This is a genomic window from Achromobacter sp. KK8, from assembly GCF_054188005.1.
In genome coordinates this window covers 3,260,436-3,277,606 of record NZ_CM135178.1, presented here as the reverse complement: position 1 = coordinate 3,277,606, position 17,171 = coordinate 3,260,436, and the positions used below count along the sequence as shown (strand labels likewise).

13 protein-coding genes are annotated in these 17,171 nt (G+C 66.9%); 3 read left to right on the top strand and 10 right to left on the bottom strand.

Annotated features, from left to right (window positions below; all coding sequences use genetic code 11):
* Positions 1 to 525: 525 nt before the first annotated feature.
* From ACVN9Z_RS15060 to polA, 3 genes are all read right to left on the bottom strand, one after another.
* Positions 526 to 1,314 carry a dienelactone hydrolase family protein gene (locus ACVN9Z_RS15060; RefSeq protein ID WP_024068214.1) on the bottom strand — a complete coding sequence of 263 codons (789 nt, stop codon included), beginning with the start codon at positions 1,312 to 1,314 and terminating at the stop codon, positions 526 to 528.
* Between the two features lie 115 nt (positions 1,315 to 1,429).
* Positions 1,430 to 2,269, bottom strand: coding sequence for a ZIP family metal transporter (locus tag ACVN9Z_RS15055; RefSeq protein ID WP_024068213.1), 840 nt, complete (start codon positions 2,267 to 2,269; stop codon positions 1,430 to 1,432).
* 150 nt (positions 2,270 to 2,419) lie between these two features.
* The gene (gene polA, locus ACVN9Z_RS15050) at positions 2,420 to 5,137 is read right to left on the bottom strand and encodes a DNA polymerase I (protein ID WP_049050832.1); all 2,718 of its coding nucleotides are present in this window, start codon (positions 5,135 to 5,137) and stop codon (positions 2,420 to 2,422) included.
* Here polA and ACVN9Z_RS15045 point away from each other — a divergent pair.
* Positions 5,136 to 5,852 carry an LOG family protein gene (locus ACVN9Z_RS15045; RefSeq protein WP_444978597.1) on the top strand — a complete coding sequence of 239 codons (717 nt, stop codon included), beginning with the start codon at positions 5,136 to 5,138 and terminating at the stop codon, positions 5,850 to 5,852. The two genes, polA and ACVN9Z_RS15045, sit on opposite strands and share 2 nt — an antisense overlap.
* Positions 5,853 to 5,919: 67 nt before the next feature.
* Here ACVN9Z_RS15045 and ACVN9Z_RS15040 read toward each other — a convergent pair whose 3' ends face one another.
* Together ACVN9Z_RS15040 and ACVN9Z_RS15035 are read right to left on the bottom strand one after the other, a co-directional pair.
* A complete protein-coding gene (locus tag ACVN9Z_RS15040) occupies positions 5,920 to 7,344 on the bottom strand; it encodes a M20 family metallopeptidase (RefSeq protein ID WP_458212369.1) in 1,425 nt (474 codons plus the stop codon).
* Positions 7,345 to 7,414: 70 nt separating this feature from the next.
* A complete protein-coding gene (locus ACVN9Z_RS15035) occupies positions 7,415 to 8,398 on the bottom strand; it encodes a Bug family tripartite tricarboxylate transporter substrate binding protein (protein ID WP_006388339.1) in 984 nt (327 codons plus the stop codon).
* A 133-nt stretch (positions 8,399 to 8,531) separates the two neighbouring features.
* Between ACVN9Z_RS15035 and ACVN9Z_RS15030 the strand changes: the two genes are divergently transcribed.
* Complete coding sequence (locus ACVN9Z_RS15030; protein ID WP_054437327.1) at positions 8,532 to 9,476, top strand: LysR family transcriptional regulator; 945 nt, start codon at positions 8,532 to 8,534, stop codon at positions 9,474 to 9,476.
* 19 nt (positions 9,477 to 9,495) lie between these two features.
* Here the strand turns inward: ACVN9Z_RS15030 and ACVN9Z_RS15025 are convergent, their stop codons facing one another.
* Entirely contained in the window at positions 9,496 to 10,356 is an 861-nt protein-coding gene (locus ACVN9Z_RS15025; protein WP_054480935.1) for a LysR family transcriptional regulator, read from the bottom strand.
* A gap of 106 nt (positions 10,357 to 10,462) precedes the next feature.
* On the opposite strand from ACVN9Z_RS15025, the gene ACVN9Z_RS15020 reads away from it, so the two are divergent.
* On the top strand, positions 10,463 to 10,855 hold the full coding sequence (locus ACVN9Z_RS15020) for a tautomerase family protein (RefSeq protein WP_006388336.1): 393 nt from the start codon (positions 10,463 to 10,465) through the stop codon (positions 10,853 to 10,855).
* Between the two features lie 180 nt (positions 10,856 to 11,035).
* On the opposite strand, the gene typA is transcribed toward ACVN9Z_RS15020, so the two are convergent.
* Genes typA through infB form a run of 4 tightly spaced genes read right to left on the bottom strand, consistent with a single transcriptional unit; the run spans position 11,036 to position 17,123 of the window.
* Positions 11,036 to 12,859 carry a translational GTPase TypA gene (typA, locus tag ACVN9Z_RS15015; protein ID WP_006388335.1) on the bottom strand — a complete coding sequence of 608 codons (1,824 nt, stop codon included), beginning with the start codon at positions 12,857 to 12,859 and terminating at the stop codon, positions 11,036 to 11,038.
* Positions 12,856 to 13,605, bottom strand: a complete 750-nt coding sequence (truB, locus tag ACVN9Z_RS15010; RefSeq protein ID WP_006388334.1) for a tRNA pseudouridine(55) synthase TruB — start codon at positions 13,603 to 13,605, stop codon at positions 12,856 to 12,858. The genes typA and truB overlap by 4 nt, the downstream gene beginning before the upstream one ends.
* A 39-nt stretch (positions 13,606 to 13,644) precedes the next feature.
* A complete protein-coding gene (gene rbfA, locus ACVN9Z_RS15005; RefSeq protein ID WP_006388333.1) occupies positions 13,645 to 14,046 on the bottom strand; it encodes a 30S ribosome-binding factor RbfA in 402 nt (133 codons plus the stop codon).
* 23 nt (positions 14,047 to 14,069) lie between these two features.
* Positions 14,070 to 17,123 carry a translation initiation factor IF-2 gene (gene infB / locus ACVN9Z_RS15000; protein ID WP_038503098.1) on the bottom strand — a complete coding sequence of 1,018 codons (3,054 nt, stop codon included), beginning with the start codon at positions 17,121 to 17,123 and terminating at the stop codon, positions 14,070 to 14,072.
* Positions 17,124 to 17,171 lie beyond the last annotated feature (48 nt).

Below are 17,171 nucleotides of genomic sequence, written 5' to 3'. Positions count from 1 at the left end.
GGGCTACCCCGGCTTGAAGCAACTGTGTCGCACAGTGACGATTGCCGCATGCGATAGAACTCGCTCCCTTTCATTCATCTACGGGGCGCAATAGGCGGACAGTTCTCTCCGCGACACCGCACTACCTATCGCCCCCTCTTCCCGCGCGCGCGGCGAACCCGGCCCCGACGCCCCACACCCCGTATGCCAGGGCCGGCTGCCCGCGCAGCCGCCCTGGCGGGCCCCGCAAACCTCTCGCATGCCGCCGCGGTCCAGCAGCGCCCCATGCCTCGAAACCGGCAGCCCGGCGCGGGTGGCGCACGGGTGGGCGCGCCGTCAGACGCGCCCGACGGAAACCGTAGGGAGCCGAAGGCGGACGAGGTTGAGGTTGGGGTAGTCCGGAGCGAAGGCTCCGGACCGCAATCGCAGGCGCGCCCACCCGTGCGCCACCCGCGCCGGGCTGCCTACGAAAGCAACAACACCCCTAAAAAAAACCGCCACGCAAACGCGCAGCGGCTTCTCATGACGCCAAGGGCACAATCCCTCTCAAAGGTATCGCTTGAACCACTCCAGCATCCTCCCCCACCCATCCTTGGCCGCTTCCGCCTGATAACTCATCCGGTAATCCGCCAGGAAAGCATGATCCGCCTGCGGGTACACCACGAACTCGGAGCGCCTGGCATTTTCATTGCCGCCGGCCAGCTTGGTTTTCATTATCTCGATATCCGACACAGGAATGCTGGCATCCTTGGCGCCATACAGGCCCAGCACCGGCGCATGCAGTTCATTGACCACATCGAACGCGAAGCGCTTGATCAACGGTCCGTGCCCCGAACTCAGTCGGCCATACCAGGCCACGCCCACCTTCACGTCCGGATTGTGCGCCGCGTACATCCAGGTCAGGCGCCCGCCCCAGCAGAACCCTGTCACCGCCACCCGCTTCGGATCACCGCCATGCTGCGCGGCCCACGCCACGCTGGCGTCCAGGTCGGCGAACACCTGCTCGTCGGGCACCTTGCTGACGATTTCGGCGATCAGCTTGGGAATATCGGTATAGGTCGACGCATCGCCCTGGCGCTCGTACAGATTCGCGGCCACGGCCAGGTAACCGGCCTTGGCCACCCGGCGGCAGATATCCTTGATGTGCTCGTGCACCCCGAAGATTTCCTGGATCACCAGCACCACCGGCAGGTCGCGCTTGCCTTCGGGGGCGGCGTAATAGGCGCTGATGGATCCATCGGCCACGGGCAACTGGAAATCCCCGTGGGCCAGCCCCTGGGCGTCCGTGTGGATCACGGTGGGGGCGACATTGCCGGCGGCGGCGGAAAAACTCATGGCGAACTCCTGGTAGGAATCAAGGCGGAGCCGATGCCCCGCGGTCCGCCTTGCGGCATCCGCGACACGACCGGCCAGGTTCGAAAGCAAAGCCGGGTATGGCGCACGCTGCGGTTCAATGCGTATGCATGTGCTCCGTACGCGCCGCGCCGTGGCCTGCGCCCGCCTCGTGATCATGCCCATGGTGCATCAGGGTCGTGACGCTGTAGATCAGCACCACACCCACGCCCACCAGCAGCAATTGCGGCACCGCATCGGCCAGGGATACCCGTTCGTGCATCTGCGGCATCAGGTCGGCCACCGAGATGTAGAGGAAGCTGCTCGCGGCAACCACCAATACGTACGGCACCCAGTCCTGCGCCTGTTGCAGCACGAAGTAGCCTATTATGCCGCCCACGGCTGAACACAAGCTGGTGAACAGGATCAGCGCGAAAGCGCGGCGGCGCGCCAGGCCGGCGTTGAGCAACACCACGAAATCGCCCAGCTTGTGCGGCACCTCGTGCACGATGATCGAGGCGGCCGTCAGCACGCCCAGCAGCGGATCGGTCAGGAAGGCCGCCGCGACCAGCACGCCGTCGCACAGGTTGTGCAGCGAACTGCCGATCAGGATAAGCACGCCCCCGCGCCCCGCCTCGTGGCGGTCGTGGCCATGATGATGATGGTGGCCGTCGCCCTCGTGATGGTGGCTGTGGCGCAGCAGCGCGATCTTCTCCAGCACGAAAAAGCCGATCAGCGACGCCAGCATCAGGCCGAACAGCACATGGGCATCGGCCACCCCGCTTTCAAAGGCCTCCGGCAGCAGGTGCAGCAGCGCGACCGACAGCAGCACCCCCACGGACAGGCTGACCATGTGGTGCAGATAGTGGGCGAAAACCTTGTAGGCCAGCCAGCTGGCGACAAGGACGGCGATGAGGCCGCCGGTGATGGTGGCAAGAAGGACCCAGAGCAGCAGCATTTGGGGGACGTATTATTGTCAGGGAGGAAGCGCAACATTATATTGTTGCAGGGAGAAAAGCGGAAATAGGCCGCCCAAGGAAGCCGTGCCCTTCCCTTGCGCGGCCCGCGCTCCTCGCCCACGCGGCGCCAGTGACGCCGCGCCCGGGCTTCAGTGCGCCTGTTCCCAGTTCTTGCCCACGCCCACCTCGGCCACCAGCGGCACACGCAGCTCGGCCACGTTGCACATCAGGCGCGGCAGGGTTTGCTTGACCAGCTCCAGTTCGGCGTCCGGCGCTTCCAGCACCAGTTCGTCGTGCACCTGCATGATCATGCGGGTCTGCAGCTTTTCGGCTTCGAGCCAGTCCTGCACCGCCACCATCGCCATCTTGATGAGGTCGGCCGCGGTGCCCTGCATCGGCGCGTTGATCGCCGCGCGCTCGGCGCCCTGGCGACGCGGGCCCGAGGCGCCGCGGATTTCCGGCAGTTGCAGCCGGCGCCCGAACACGGTCTCGACGTAGCCTTGCTCGCGGGCCACTCGGCGCGTGTTCTCCATGTACATGGCCACGCCGGGATAGCGGGCGAAGTAGCGGTCGATATACGCTTGCGCCGCGTCGCGCGTGATACCCAGGTTGGATGCCAGGCCGAACACGCCCATGCCGTAGATCAGGCCGAAGTTGATCGCCTTGGCCGCGCGCCGCTGCTCGGACGACACGTCCGCCAGCGCCACGCCGAACACTTCCGACGCCGTGGCGCGGTGGATGTCCTCGCCGGCCGCGAAGGCGCGCTGCAGGTTGGCGTCGTCCGACACGTGCGCCATGATGCGCAGCTCGATCTGCGAATAGTCGGCCGACAGCAGCAGGCCCTGCTCGGCGATGAAGGCCTCGCGCACCCGGCGCCCGGCCTCGGTGCGCACCGGGATGTTCTGCAGGTTGGGATCGGACGACGCCAGGCGGCCGGTGATCACCGCGGCCTGCGAATAGTGCGTGTGCACGCGGCCGGTATCGGGATTGATCATGCGCGGCAGCTTGTCCGTGTAAGTGGACTTCAGCTTGGACAGCCCGCGGTACTCCAGCAGCACCTGCGGCAGCGGGTAGTCCTGCGCCAGCTTGCTCAGCACTTCCTCGTCGGTCGATGGCGCGCCGCCGGCGGTCTTGCGCACCACCGGCAACTGCATGCGTCCGAACAGGATCTCGCCCAACTGCTTGGGCGAATTCAGGTTGAAGGGCTGCCCTGCCAGTTCATAGGCCTTCTGCTCGAGCTGCAGCATTTCCTGGCCCAGCTTGTGGCTCTGGCGGCCGAGTTCCGCCGCATCGACCTTGACGCCGTTGCGCTCGATCGTGGTCAGTACCGCCGACACCTGCATTTCCAGCAGGTAGATGCGTTCCAGCCCGGCATCGGCCGCCACCTGCGGGCGCAGCACCTGGTGCAGTTGCAGCGTGAAGTCGGCATCCTCGGCGGCGTAGTGGCCGGCCTTGTCCACCGCCACTTCGTCGAAGCCGATCTGCTTGGCGCCCTTGCCGCACAGGTCTTCGTACGAAACCCCGCTGCGGCCCAGGTAGCGCTGCGCCAGGTCGTTCAGGCCGACGCCGCGATGCGACTCCAGCACGTAGGCCTGCAGCATGGTGTCTTCGGCGATGCCCGCCAGGCGGATGCCCTCGTTGGCGAACACGTGAGTGTCGTACTTGGCGTGATGCAGCAGCTTGGCGCGCGAGGCGTCTTCCAGCCACGGACGCAGCCGTGCCAGCACCTCATCCTTGGGCAGTTGCGTGGCGCCGTCCGGGCCGCGGTGCGCGACCGGGATATAGCAGGCCACGCCCGGCGCCACCGCCATCGACAGGCCGACCAATTTGGCCTGCATCTCGTCCAGCGAGGTGGTCTCCGTATCCACCGCCACCAGCGCCGCCTTGTCCACCAGTTCCATCCAGGCGTCGAACGCCGGCCAGTCGGCAATGATGCGGTAATCCAGCTCCGTGGGCGCGGCCGGCACTTCGGCCGCCACGCGGGCGTCGCCCGTCGGCACGCGCTCGGCGTCGCCGGTCAGATCGCGCAGCCAGGTGCGGAAACCGTAGCGTTCGTACAGTTCGGTCAGGGTGGCGTCGTCGCGATCGCGCGGCGTCAGGTCGTCGACGCTGTCGACGTGGCCGGTCAGGTCGCAGTCGCACTTCACCGTCAGCAGCTGGCGCGTCAGCGGGAAATTGGGGATGGCTTCGCGCAGGTTGTTGCCCGCCACGCCCTTGATGCCTTCGGCGCCTTCGACCAGCTTGTCGATCGAGCCGAACTCGGAGATCCACTTGGCGGCCGTCTTGGGGCCGACCTTGGTCACGCCCGGAACGTTGTCGACGGTATCGCCCACCAGCATCAGGTAGTCGACGATGCGGTCCGGCGCCACGCCGAACTTGTTGAGCACGCCGGCCTCGTCCAGCACCTCGCCGCTCATGGTGTTGACCAGGGTGACGTGGCTGTTGACCAGTTGCGCCAGGTCCTTGTCGCCGGTGGACACCACCGTATGCACGCCGCGTTCGGCGGCGCGGCAGGCCAGCGTGCCGATCACGTCATCGGCCTCGACCCCCTCGATGGCCAGCACCGGCCAGCCCAGGGCGCGCACGGCGCGGTGGATGGGCTCGATCTGGGCCGCCAGGTCTTCCGGCATGGGCGGACGGTGCGACTTGTATTCCGGATACAGATCGTCGCGGAACGTCTTGCCACGCGCATCGAAAATACATGCGGCATACTCTGCCTTATAGTCGGATACAAGCTTGCGCAACATATTGACTACGCCGTACAGCGCACCTGTAGGTTCGCCTTGCGCATTGCGCAAATCAGGCATAGCGTGGAAAGCGCGGTACAAGTAGCTTGAACCGTCGACCAGCAATAAGGTTTTTTTCATGGTTACAAAGGCAGATATGGCAACAACTGCGGCAACAACTGCGACGGCAATTGCGGCGACGCCCGCCGAAAAACAAATTCCGCTGATTATGTCAGAGATACGGACGGCGGCGGAAAAGCTCGCGCACATCGGGCCCGCGGTCAGTGTCTTCGGCAGCGCGCGCGTCAGCCGCAACTCCCCCCACTATGAAACCACCGTGGCAATCTCGGCCGCCCTGGCCGAAGCGGGGTTCGCGGTCATCGCGGGCGGCGGCCCGGGCATCATGGAGGCGGCCAACAAGGGGGCCTTCGAAACCGGCGGCACCAGCATCGGGCTGAACATCAGCCTGCCGCACGAAGCCCATAACAACGAGTATCAGACCATCAGTCTGTCGTTTGAGTACTTTTTCTCCCGCAAGGCCACGTTCTTCATGCACAGCTTCGCCTACGTGGCGATGCCGGGCGGCTTCGGCACCCTGGACGAGCTCTTCGAAGCGTTGACGCTGATCCAGACCGGCAAGGTCCCGCCCGCGCCCATCGTGCTGGTGGGCAGCGAATACTGGTCCGGCCTGGTCGAATGGCTGGGCGGCCAGGTACTGGGCAATGGCATGATCGGGGCGCACGACCTGGATCTGTTCATCATCGAGGATGATCCGCGCAAGGTCGTGCGCAAAGTGGTCGAGTTCCACCAGAAGGTCAGCACGGAAGCGCAATACGCGCCGTCTCTGCCGGCCTGACGCCCGCTGGCCGGGAAAGACGCCCGGCAATACCGGGCGGCCGCGGATCGCGGCCGCCCGCCTGCGCCTACTTGCGCATGAACGACGGCAGCACGTCCGCCGGAATCGGGCAGACGTACGGCTGGCCGCGGCGCATTTCCAACAACTCTTCCCTGGCGCGCGCCAGCGTCTCGGGCTGCCGATAGAGATCCGCCGCCGTGGCCGCGATGATCTTGGCCGCGTGCACCATGCCCTTGTGCGCCAGCGACAGCTTGCCCTGCGCCACCATCTGCCACGAATGGAACGGCGTGCCGTAGGCATAGCAGGCGCCCCAGCATTGCGCGGTGGGCGTCACCCAGCTGACGTCGCCCACGTCGGTCGAGCCGTAGCTGATCTCGTGCCTGCCGGGCTCGTAGGGCGCCACGCCGCTGAACAACGGCGTCGGATTGCGCAGCACCGCGCCCAGGTTCTTGCCGGCGTTGTCGATGTCATCGGCCGAAATCGCGTCCCACATGCGGCGCGCGGCCTGCTGTTCGCCCTCGGTGTAAGCGGGTCCCTGCAGCGCCTGCATGTTGGCGTACATGACCTGGTTCAGCACGCCGTTGGGAATGTAGTTGGAGCAGGCCTTGTCGAACACGATCTCCAGCTCGCAGCCGGTCATCAGCGCCGCGCCGCGGGCCACGTTCTTGACCCGTTCGTACAGCTCGGCGGCCTGCGAATTGATCGGCGCGCGCACCAGGTACAGCACTTCGGCGCGGGCCTGCACCACGTTGGGCGAGATGCCGCCGCTGTTGGTCACCGCGTAGTGCACCCGCGCGTCCGGCACCATGTGCTCGCGCAGGTAGTTCACGCCTACGTTCATCAGTTCCACCGCGTCCAGCGCGCTGCGTCCCAGGTGCGGCGAATTGGCCGCGTGCGCCGCCACGCCACGAAAGCGGAAATAGGCCTGGATGTTGGCCAGCGACGACTGGTGGAAGATGCCGGTGTGCGAAGCCGGATGCCAGGTCAGCGCCGCGTCCAGGTCGTCGAACAGGCCGGCGCGCGCCATGAAGGTCTTGCCCGAGCCGCCCTCCTCGGCCGGACAGCCATAGAAACGGATACGGCCCGGCAGGCCATTGCGTTCGAGGAATTCCTTGACCGCCACCGCCGCGAAATGCGCGGCCGTGCCCAGCAGGTGGTGGCCGCAGCCATGACCGTTGCCGTTGGGCGTTTCCGGCGACGGCTGGCAGGCGTAGGCGCCGCTTTCCTGGCTCAGGCCGGACAGGGCGTCGTACTCGCCCAGGATGCCGATCACCGGGCCGCCGGCGCCCGCCTCGGCGACGAACGCCGTCGGAATGCCGGCCGCGTCGCGGGTAACGCGAAAGCCGGCCTCTTCCAGCATGGCGATGTGCAGTTCGGCCGATTTGTGCTCGTCGTAGCGCAATTCGGCCAGGCTCCAGATGCGGTCGCTCAACTCGGCGTAGCGGTCGCTGCGCGCGTCGATGAACGGGGCAAGAATATCGATGGCTCCCATCGTGTCTCCAGTGGCGGTCTACAGGATCTGGGGGCGCCGGCCACGGTACGTCGCCGGCGGCGGCAAAACGTCATTCGTCGAGCTTGATGGCGGCAGTTTCAATGATTTTGCGATTGGCGGCCAGGGTCTGCGCGATGCGCTGGCTGAAAGCCTGCGGCGTGCCGGTGTCGGGCTCGGCGCCCAGGGTGGCCAGCCGCTGCACCAGCGCCGGCTCGGCCAGCGCTCGCCGCACCGCGTCGTTCAGGCGCAGCACCACGGCCTCGGGCGTGCCCGCCGGCGCCACCAGGCCAAACCAGGTCTGGCCCAGCGCATTCAACTGCGGGTAGCCCAGTTCGGCCAGCGTCGGCAGCTGCGGCAGGCCGGCCAGTCGCGCGGGGGCCGCCACCGCGATCGGGCGCAGCTTGCCCGCCTTGATCAAGGACTGGGCCGAGGCGTACTGATCCTGCTGCACCTGCACCTCGCCGCCCACGGCGGCCGTCAACGCGGGGCCCATGCCCCGGTAGGGCACGTGCAACACCTCGACCTGGAGGTCGGCATTCATCGCCGCCAGGTTCAGGTGCCCGAGCGACCCCACGCCTGGCGAACCGAAGGAATACTTGCCCGGATGCGCCCGCAATTCGGCCAGGAACTGCGCGAAGTCCGTCGCCGGAAAGGCCGGGTTCACCATCCACACCACCGGCACATTCGCCACCGAACCCACCGCCGTCAGTTGCTTTGCCGGATCGACGCGCGCCGTACCGTACAACAGCGGATTGACCGCCATGGTGCTGACGGTGGCCATGCCCAGCGTATAGCCGTCGGGCTCGGCCCGCGCCACCGCCTCGGTGCCGATCAGGCCGCCGGCGCCGGCGCGGTTCTCCACCACCACGCTCTGGCCCAGTTCCTTGCGCAGGCCGTCGGCCACCGCCCGCGCCAGGACATCGGTGGAACCGCCGGGCGCGAACGGCACGATCAGGCGCACCGGCTGCGAGGGATAGACGCCCTGCGCGTGCGCCAGGGACGAAACGCCGACCAGTGCGGCGCAGACGAAAGCATGCAACAGACGGGACTTCATGGAACGGCGAATCCTTGAGTGGAAACCGGTAGCCGGCGTCACGCCATTCTGGGCAGGGCATATCCTTATTTCAAATACATTAACCGACCAATATATTCATATTTTGAATATCTCGCTCCGGAATGTTCGATCCATGGACGTCGCTCCCGCCACCCTGCTCGCCCGGCTGCTGGCCAAGGGGCGCCTGCGCCACCTGCAACTGCTGGCCGGGGTCGCCGAGCTCGGCAGCCTGCAACAGGCCGCCGCGCAGATCGGCATGAGCCAGCCGGCCGCCACCCATGCCCTGGCGGACATCGAATCCCTGCTGGGCGTGGAACTGTTCGAACGCCATGCGCGCGGCATGCGCGCCACCCGCTGCGGGCAGTTGATGGCCGATTGCGCGCGCGGCATGCTCACCTCGCTGCGCGCCTCGACCGACTCGGTCGCGGCCCTGCGCGGCGGCGCCGCCGGCAGCCTGCGCTTGGGCGCCATCCCGGCAGCCAGCAGCGGCCTGCTGGCGCAGCATCTGCCGGCCTACATGCGGGCCCATCCGGACCTGCAGGTGGACTTGCAGGAAGGCAGCCGCGAACAATTGCTGCCGCTGGCGGCCGCGGGCAATCTGGACATGCTGCTGTGCCGACGCCCCGAAGCGATGCCCGCCGGCCTGGACTTCGTCCCGCTGCAACAGGATGGCGCCGTCATCGTCGCCACGCCCGGCCATCCGTTGCTCGCCAGCGACGCCGCGCCGACATTGGCGCAGGTGGCAACCCAGCTCTGGATCCAGCCACGTCCGGAACTGGCGATCCACGCCGTCTTCACCGCTTTCTTCGAACGCGCCGGCGTGGTTCCGCGGCTATGCCGCCTGGCCAGCGCCGCGCCACCCATGCCACTGCTGATCGCCGTCATGCAGGCGCAGCAGGCGCTGGCCATGGTGCCGCTGACGCTGGCCGGCTGGTATCTGCAACATGGCCATTTTCAGCGCCTGCTGATCGAATCGCCGGGCGCCTTCCAGCCCATCGGCGCCATCGTCGGACAGGCAGGTCCCGGCCGCGAATTCCTGCACTGGTTGATGCGCGCGCCGGAACAACCCGCCCCCTGACCGCCGCGCCGAAACCGGCTCAACGCAGCGCCCGCTCGATCGCTTCGCGCGCCTGGCCGATAAAGGCATCTTCGCCCGGCCGCGCCGGCAGCAGGCGGAATTCAACGTCGGGCAACGGCGGCAGGCCGGGCGCCTGCAGGCGGCCGATGCCTGGCGCCAGTGCCGACTCGTTCAAGCAGGCCACGCCCAGCCCCGCACCGATCGCCAGTTGCAACCCCGCGACGCCCGAGGCCACGTGCGCCACGGCGTACGGCACGGCGCGCCGAGCCAGCAATCGTTCGGCATACTGGCGCAACGCGCAGGTCTCGGGCAGCGCCAGCAATGGCAACGGTTCCGGCGGCGCCGACGCGCCCTCGGCCGCCATCCACAGCAACGACTCACGCCGCAGCAATGGTCCCGACGCCCGCCCTTTCGACGCGCCGCGCTCCAGGATCACCATCGAAATGCCGACATCGACTTCGCCGCGTTCGTAGGCGGCCTCGATCGCGCCGCTTTTCATGATGGTGACGTGCATGCGCACCTGGGGATACTGCTCGTTCAGGCGCCGCAGCAGGCGCGCCACGTCGCCGGGCCGGAAGTAGTCGGTGATGCACAGCCGCAACTCTCCACGCAGCGCCACGCCGCGCAGGTCGCGGTAGGCTTCGTCGCTGAGCGCCAGGATGGCGCGCGCATGCGCCAGCAGGCGTTCGCCCGCGGGGGTCGCGACCACGCCCGACTTGCCGCGGACCAGCAGCGGCTGGCCGGCCCGCTCCTCCAGCTTGCGCATCTGTTCGCTGACGGAGGATTGCGACAGGAACACCTTGGGCGCGGCCGCCGTCAGGCTGCCCGCATCCAGCACCGCCACCAGCGTGCGCAACTGGTCGAGATCGAATCCGGACATGGCTTATCCAACGGTTTATACGATGGAAGCAATCGTAAATTCCCGCTTTTCCGATGTCAATGCCGTCCCTACACTGGCTCCATTCCCCTCACCCAAGGAGCCTGTCATGCCCCACATCGTCGTCCACGTATCCGGCCAGCCCGACGCCGCCCGCAACCGCCGCATCGTCGATTCGGTCGCCAGCCTGACCCAGTCGGTGCTCGGCAAGAAGCTGCCGGTCATCGCCATCACGCTGCAGCACATTCCGCTGGACCAATGGTTCATCGGCGGGCGCCCCTTGTCGGAACTGGGCAGGAACGCCTTTCACCTGGACATCAGCGTCACCGACGAGACCAACACCAAGGCCGAGAAGGCGCGCTTCATCCAGGAGATCTACGCAGCCTTCGGCGAGATCCTCGGCGAGCTGCACGAATGTTCCTACGTGCATGTAATCGACGCGCGCGCGGCCGCCTATGGCTATGGCGGCAAGACGCAGGAATACCGGCACCAGCACGCCTGAGCCCGCGTGCCGGCGCGCGGGCGGCGGCCGCTGCGCCGCGTGGTCGGCAGCGTGTGGGCCGTCGACAGCTTGAACAGCGCCGCCGGCAAGCCCGCGGCCACGAATGAAAAAAGCCGCGCACCCCGAAGGGCGTGCGGCTTTCCGATTGCCAGGCGCGCGGGGCCTGAACCCCGCCCCGCCTTACACGGCGGATTCGCGCGCGGCGCGCTTGCGCTCGTTTTCCTGCAAGTAGCGCTTGCGCAGGCGGATCGACTTGGGCGTGATTTCGACCAGCTCGTCGTCGTCGATGAATTCCACGGCGTATTCCAGCGACATCTGGATCGGCGGCACCAGGCGCACCGCTTCGTCGGTGCCCGAGGCGCGCACGTTGGTCAGCTGCTTGCCCTTGATCGGGTTCACGACCAGGTCGTTGTCGCGACTGTGGATGCCGATGATCATGCCTTCGTACAGCGCATCGCCCGGGTTCACGAACATGCGGCCGCGATCCTGCAGCTTCCACAGCGCGTAGGCCACGGCGTCGCCGTTGTCCTGGCTGATCAGCACGCCGTTGCGGCGCTCGCCGATCGAGCCTTCCTTGATGGGCGCGTATTCGTGGAAGATGTGGCTCATCAGGCCGGTGCCGCGCGTCAGCGTCAGGAACTCGTTCTGGAAGCCGATCAGGCCACGGGCCGGAATCAGGTATTCCAGGCGGGTGCGGCCGCGGCCGTCCGGCTGCATGTCCTGCAGGTCGCCCTTGCGGCGGCCCAATTCTTCCATCACGCCGCCCTGGTGGGCGTCTTCGACGTCGATGGTCAGCGATTCGAACGGCTCGCACTTGACGCCGTCGACTTCCTTGAACACCACGCGCGGACGCGACACCGCCAGCTCGTAGCCTTCGCGGCGCATCGTTTCCAGCAGGATGGTCAGGTGCAGTTCGCCGCGGCCCGACACTTCGAACACGGTGTCGTCGCCGGTGTCGCGCACGCGCAGCGCCACGTTCGACTTCAGTTCGCGGTCCAGGCGGTCGCGCAGCTGGCGGCTGGTGACGAACTTGCCTTCACGGCCGGCCAGCGGCGAGGTGTTGACCATGAAGTTCATGGTCAACGTCGGCTCGTCGATGCGCAGCATCGGCAGCACGTCCTGCGTCACCGGGTCGGTCACGGTGCAGCCGATGCCCAGGTCTTCGATACCGTTGATCAGCACGATGTCGCCGGCTTCGGCTTCGTCCACCACGATGCGCTCCAGGCCGTGGAACTTCAGCACCTGGTTGATGCGGCCGCGGCCGCCCTGGCCCTCGGGACCGAACTTGTAGGCCACTTCCATGCCGGGACGCATGCGGCCGCGGTTGATGCGGCCCACGCCGATCTTGCCGACGTAGCTGTTGTAGTCCAGCGAGATGATCTGCATCTGCAGCGGGCCGTTGGGATCGTCGTCGCGCTGCGGCACGTGCTGCAGGATGGCTTCGAACAGCGGGCGCATGTCGCCTTCGCGCACGTCCGGCGTCAGGCCGGCGTAGCCGGACAGGCCCGAGGCGTACACCACCGGGAAGTCCAGTTGCTCGTCGGTCGCGCCCAGCTTGTCGAACAGGTCGAAGGTGGCGTTGATGACGAAATCGGTGCGGGCGCCCGGACGGTCAACCTTGTTGACCACCACGATGGGCTTCAGGCCCAGGGCCAGCGCCTTGCGGGTCACGAAGATGGTCTGCGGCATCGGGCCTTCGACGGCATCGACCAGCAGCAGCACGCCGTCGACCATCGACAGCACGCGCTCGACTTCGCCGCCGAAGTCCGCGTGCCCCGGGGTGTCGACGATGTTGATGTGCGTACCTTCGTATTCAACGGCACAGTTCTTGGCCAGAATCGTGATGCCGCGTTCTTTTTCCAGGTCGTTCGAGTCCATGACCCGTTCGGTCAGCGCCTGGTTTTCGCGGAAGGTGCCGGATTGGCGCAGCAGCTGGTCGACCAGGGTGGTTTTACCGTGGTCCACGTGGGCGATGATGGCGACGTTGCGCAAGGCGCGAGTCATAGCGAGTCCTTTAAGGTGGTGGCGGGCAGCAAGCCCGCCGGCAATTCGTTCAGTGCAAGCAATGCCTGCTTGGGGTCTGGCATCGCCTGCAAGGCATCCAGCGCAACGGCGCGTTCCAGAGAAAATGGCCCGACGTGCGTGCGCCGCAGCGCCGCCAGGTGGGCGTAACAGCCCAGCGCGCGCCCGATGTCCTGGGCCAGCGTCCGGATGTATGTGCCTTTACTGCAAGCCACATCGATCTCTGCCTGCGTCCCGTTCAGGGACAGCAGCTCGATGCGGTAAATCGTAATCTGCCGCGGCGGGCGTTCCAACTCGATGCCGGCCCGCGCGTATTCGTACAGCGGCTTGCCGTCGCGCTTGAGCGCCGAATACATGGGCGGAATCTGCTCGATCGTGCCCGAGAAACGTGACAGCGCGTCGCGCAGCGCCTGTTCCTCGACCACGAAGCCCGGCGCGGCGGTGGCCACCACGTTGCCGGTCAGGTCGCCGGAATCGGTTTCCTCGCCAAATTGCAGCGTAGCGCGATAGGCCTTGTCGGCGTCAAGCATCGCGCCGGAAATCTTGGTTGCCCGGCCCATGCAGCACACCAGCAGGCCGGTGGCAAAGGGGTCGAGGGTGCCGGTATGGCCGGCCTTCGCCGCGTCCATGGCACGCTTGGCGCGTTGCAAGGCGTGGTTGCTCGACAAACCTACGGGTTTGTCGAGCAACAGCACACCGTCGAGCGCAAGCCCGCGTCGTTTAGCCATCGTCGGAATCCGGAAATTAAAGCAGTGACGACAGCCCGATCAGGACTGGTCTTCAGGTTCGTCGGGCACGCCCGAGTGCGGGCCGGGCCGGTTTGCGCGGTCGATGAGGATCGACATTTCGATACCACGGGCAATCTGCTCGTCGTGGAAGAAGCGCAAAGTGGGGACAGTATGAATGTGCAGCAGCTTGTACAGCTGGGAGTGCAGCCAGCCGGCCTTCTCGTTCAGCAAGGCGGTCGCGGCCTCGGGCTCGGCGCCCAGGACCGTGAAATACACCTTGGCATGCGCGTAGTCGGTCGACAGTTCCACACCGGAGAGCGTGATCAAGCCAGCGCGGGTCGTGTCGATCTCGCGCTGGATGATCCCGGCCAGATCCTTCTGGATCTGGTCGGCCAGCCGCAGATTGCGGCCGGGGATGGCTTTGGACTTGTGACGGCTCATTGGAAGCAATGCCTCGCGACGCTTTACAGCGTACGCGCGATTTCCTTGATTTCAAAGACTTCCAGCTGGTCGCCCACCTGGATGTCGTTGTTGCCGCGCAGCGTAAGACCGCAATCGAAGCCCGACTTGACTTCCTTGACGTCGTCCTTGAAGCGGCGCAGCGAATCGAGCTGGCCGGTCCACTGGACCACGTTGTTGCGCAGCAGGCGGACCTGCGAATCGCGACGCACCAGGCCGTCGAGCACCATGCAACCGGCGATGTTGCCGATGCGGGAGATGCTGTAGACCTCGCGGATCTCGACCAGGCCGATGATCTCTTCCTTCTTCTCGGGCGCCAACATGCCCGACATGGCTGCCTTCACCTCGTCCACGGCGTCGTAGATGATGTTGTAGTAGCGCACGTCGATGCCGTTGGTCTCGGCCAGCTTCTTGGCGCTGGCTTCGGCGCGGACGTTGAAGCCGATCACCACGGCGTTCGAGGCGATCGCCAGGTTGATGTCGCTTTCCGAGATGCCGCCCACGGCCGCGTGCACCACTTGCACGCGCACTTCGTCGGTCGACAGCTTGGTCAGCGACTGCACCAGCGCTTCCTGCGAACCCTGGACGTCGGTCTTGACGATCAGCGCCAGGGTCTGGGTGCCTTCGCCCAGGTTGTCGAACATCGATTCCAGCTTGGCGGCCTGCTGGCGCGCCAGCTTGACGTCGCGGAACTTGCCCTGGCGGAACAGCGCGATCTCGCGCGCCTTGCGCTCGTCGGACAGCACCATCAGCTCGTCGCCGGCGGCCGGCACTTCGGTCAGGCCCTGGATTTCCACGGGGATGGACGGACCGGCTGCCTGGATCGGCTTGCCGTTCTCGTCGAGCATGGCGCGCACGCGGCCGAAGCTGGCGCCGGCAAGCACCACGTCGCCACGGTGCAGCGTGCCGCTCTGGACCAGGATGGTCGCGACGGGGCCGCGGCCCTTGTCCAGGCGGGCTTCGATCACCAGGCCCTTGGCGGGCGCGTCCACCGGCGCCTTCAGTTCCAGCAGTTCGGCCTGCAGCAGCACGTTCTCGAGCAGGGCGTCGATGCCCTCGCCGGTCTTGGCCGACACCGGCACGAACGGCACGTCGCCGCCGTATTCTTCCGGCACCACTTCCTCGGCGACCAGCTCCTGCTTGACGCGCTCGGGGTTGGCGCTGGGCTTGTCGATCTTGGTCATGGCCACCACCATCGGCACGCCGGCGGCCTTGGCATGGTGGATGGCTTCGCGCGTCTGCGGCATCACGCCGTCGTCGGCCGCGCAGACCAGGATGACGATGTCGGTGGCCTTGGCGCCACGGGCACGCATGGCGGTGAACGCCTCGTGGCCCGGGGTATCCAGGAAGGTCACCATGCCACGCTCGGTTTCCACGTGGTAGGCGCCGATGTGCTGCGTAATGCCGCCGGCTTCGCCCGCGGCAACCTTGGCGCGGCGGATGTAGTCCAGCAGCGAGGTCTTGCCGTGGTCGACGTGGCCCATCACGGTCACGACCGGAGCGCGCGGCAGCTGTTCGGCTTCCGACACGCTGGCGGTTTCGTCCAGGAAGGCTTCCGGGTCATCGAGCTTGGCGGCGATCGCCACGTGGCCCAGTTCCTCGACCACGATCATGGCGGTTTCCTGGTCCAGCACCTGGTTGATGGTGACCATCTGGCCCAGCTTCATCAATTGCTTGATGACTTCGGCGGCCTTGACGGACATCTTGTGGGCCAGGTCGGCCACGCTGATGGTTTCCGGCACGTGCACTTCGCGCGCGATGAATTCCTGCGGCGCCGGCTCGTTGCGGCGATCATTCTGCTGGTTGCGGCCACCGCGGCCGCCACCCTTGCCACCGCCCTTGCCGCCGGCACGCCAGCCGTCGCGGCTGGCCGGCGCCGCCGGCTTGTCGGCCGGCTTCTTGCGCGAGGCGTCATCCGACCAGGTCGAGGCGACTTCGGCCGTCTTGATGGTCTTCTTGGTGCCAGGCGCGGCGGGCTTGGCGTCCTTCTTGGCGCCAGGACCCGCGGCCCCCTTGCCGGCCGGCTTGTGCAGCGTGCCCGAAATCGGCGCGGCTGCCGCGGCGGGCGCTTCCGGTTCGGGTGCGCGCAGCACCTTGCGCGGGCGGTTCAACATTTCGCGCAACGCGGCGGCTTCGGCCTCGGCGGCGCGGCGGGCCTCATCACGGCCGGCGCCAGTGGCGGAGGCGGCGAGCGGCGGGCCGGCGCGGCGGTTGTCGGCACGGTTGCCAACCTTGGCGGCGGGCGCGGCGGCCTCGACCGGCTTGGCGGCGGACTTGGCGGGTTCGGACTTCGCCGCAGGCGGGACCTGGGCGACAACAGGCGCGGCGGCCTGGGAGGACGATGGTTCGGACTTATTGGCTAGCACAACGGGTTCCGGCTTGGCTTCTTCAGCCTTGGGCTCGGTGGATTCAGTCTTGACTTCGGGCTTGGCCTCTTCGGCCACGGGCTCGGCAGGAGCGGGCGCCGGCGTCGGTTCCGGTTCAGGCTGGGCCTGGACTTCGGCGGCGGGGGCCGCAACGGGGGCGGGCACTTCGGCCGCGACGGGTTCAACAGGCGCGGGCGCTTCCACCGGCGCGGGCGCTTCTACAGCAACGGGTTCCTGCGCCGGAGCCGGAGCGGGAGCCTGGACCGGCGCGGCTTCGCGCGGCTCGACCGGCGCCGTCACTTCGGGCGCGGCCGGCGCGGACACCTGCGCGGCTTCTTCCGCGCCCGCTTCCTCTTCGGCGCGAGCGGCGGCGGCCTGCTCCAGGGCCAGTTCGGAGGGATCACGCTTGACGAACACGCGCTTCTTGCGGACCTCGACCTGGATGGTGCGCGAGCGGCCGGTGGCATCGGCCTGGCGGATCTCGGAGGTCTGGCGGCGCGTCAGGGTGATCTTCTTGCCTTCGGTCGCGCCGTGGGCGCGGCGCAGCGATTCGAGCAATTTCGCCTTGTCGCTGTCGGTGACGGAATCGTCCACCGATTTGAGGTCAACGCCGGCCGAGCGCAGCTGTTCCAGCAGCACATTGGCAGGCATTTTCAGCTCGGTAGCGAACTGGGCGACGGTGTTACTCGACATTAGGCTCTCTCTTCCCTATATGCAGCTATTACAAACAACGTGAACTTG

Excerpts from the sequence above, each read along its gene's own strand:
- ACVN9Z_RS15060 (WP_024068214.1), bottom strand. The coding sequence starts at position 1,314 with ATGAGTTTTTCCGCCGCCGCCGGCAATGTCGCCCCCACCGTGATCCAC.
- ACVN9Z_RS15055 (WP_024068213.1), bottom strand. The coding sequence starts at position 2,269 with ATGCTGCTGCTCTGGGTCCTTCTTGCCACCATCACCGGCGGCCTCATC.
- ACVN9Z_RS15045 (WP_444978597.1), top strand. The coding sequence starts at position 5,136 with ATGGTTACAAAGGCAGATATGGCAACAACTGCGGCAACAACTGCGACG.
- polA (WP_049050832.1), bottom strand. The coding sequence starts at position 5,137 with ATGAAAAAAACCTTATTGCTGGTCGACGGTTCAAGCTACTTGTACCGC.
- ACVN9Z_RS15040 (WP_458212369.1), bottom strand. The coding sequence starts at position 7,344 with ATGGGAGCCATCGATATTCTTGCCCCGTTCATCGACGCGCGCAGCGAC.
- ACVN9Z_RS15035 (WP_006388339.1), bottom strand. The coding sequence starts at position 8,398 with ATGAAGTCCCGTCTGTTGCATGCTTTCGTCTGCGCCGCACTGGTCGGC.
- ACVN9Z_RS15030 (WP_054437327.1), top strand. The coding sequence starts at position 8,532 with ATGGACGTCGCTCCCGCCACCCTGCTCGCCCGGCTGCTGGCCAAGGGG.
- ACVN9Z_RS15025 (WP_054480935.1), bottom strand. The coding sequence starts at position 10,356 with ATGTCCGGATTCGATCTCGACCAGTTGCGCACGCTGGTGGCGGTGCTG.
- ACVN9Z_RS15020 (WP_006388336.1), top strand. The coding sequence starts at position 10,463 with ATGCCCCACATCGTCGTCCACGTATCCGGCCAGCCCGACGCCGCCCGC.
- typA (WP_006388335.1), bottom strand. The coding sequence starts at position 12,859 with ATGACTCGCGCCTTGCGCAACGTCGCCATCATCGCCCACGTGGACCAC.
- truB (WP_006388334.1), bottom strand. The coding sequence starts at position 13,605 with ATGGCTAAACGACGCGGGCTTGCGCTCGACGGTGTGCTGTTGCTCGAC.
- rbfA (WP_006388333.1), bottom strand. The coding sequence starts at position 14,046 with ATGAGCCGTCACAAGTCCAAAGCCATCCCCGGCCGCAATCTGCGGCTG.
- infB (WP_038503098.1), bottom strand. The coding sequence starts at position 17,123 with ATGTCGAGTAACACCGTCGCCCAGTTCGCTACCGAGCTGAAAATGCCT.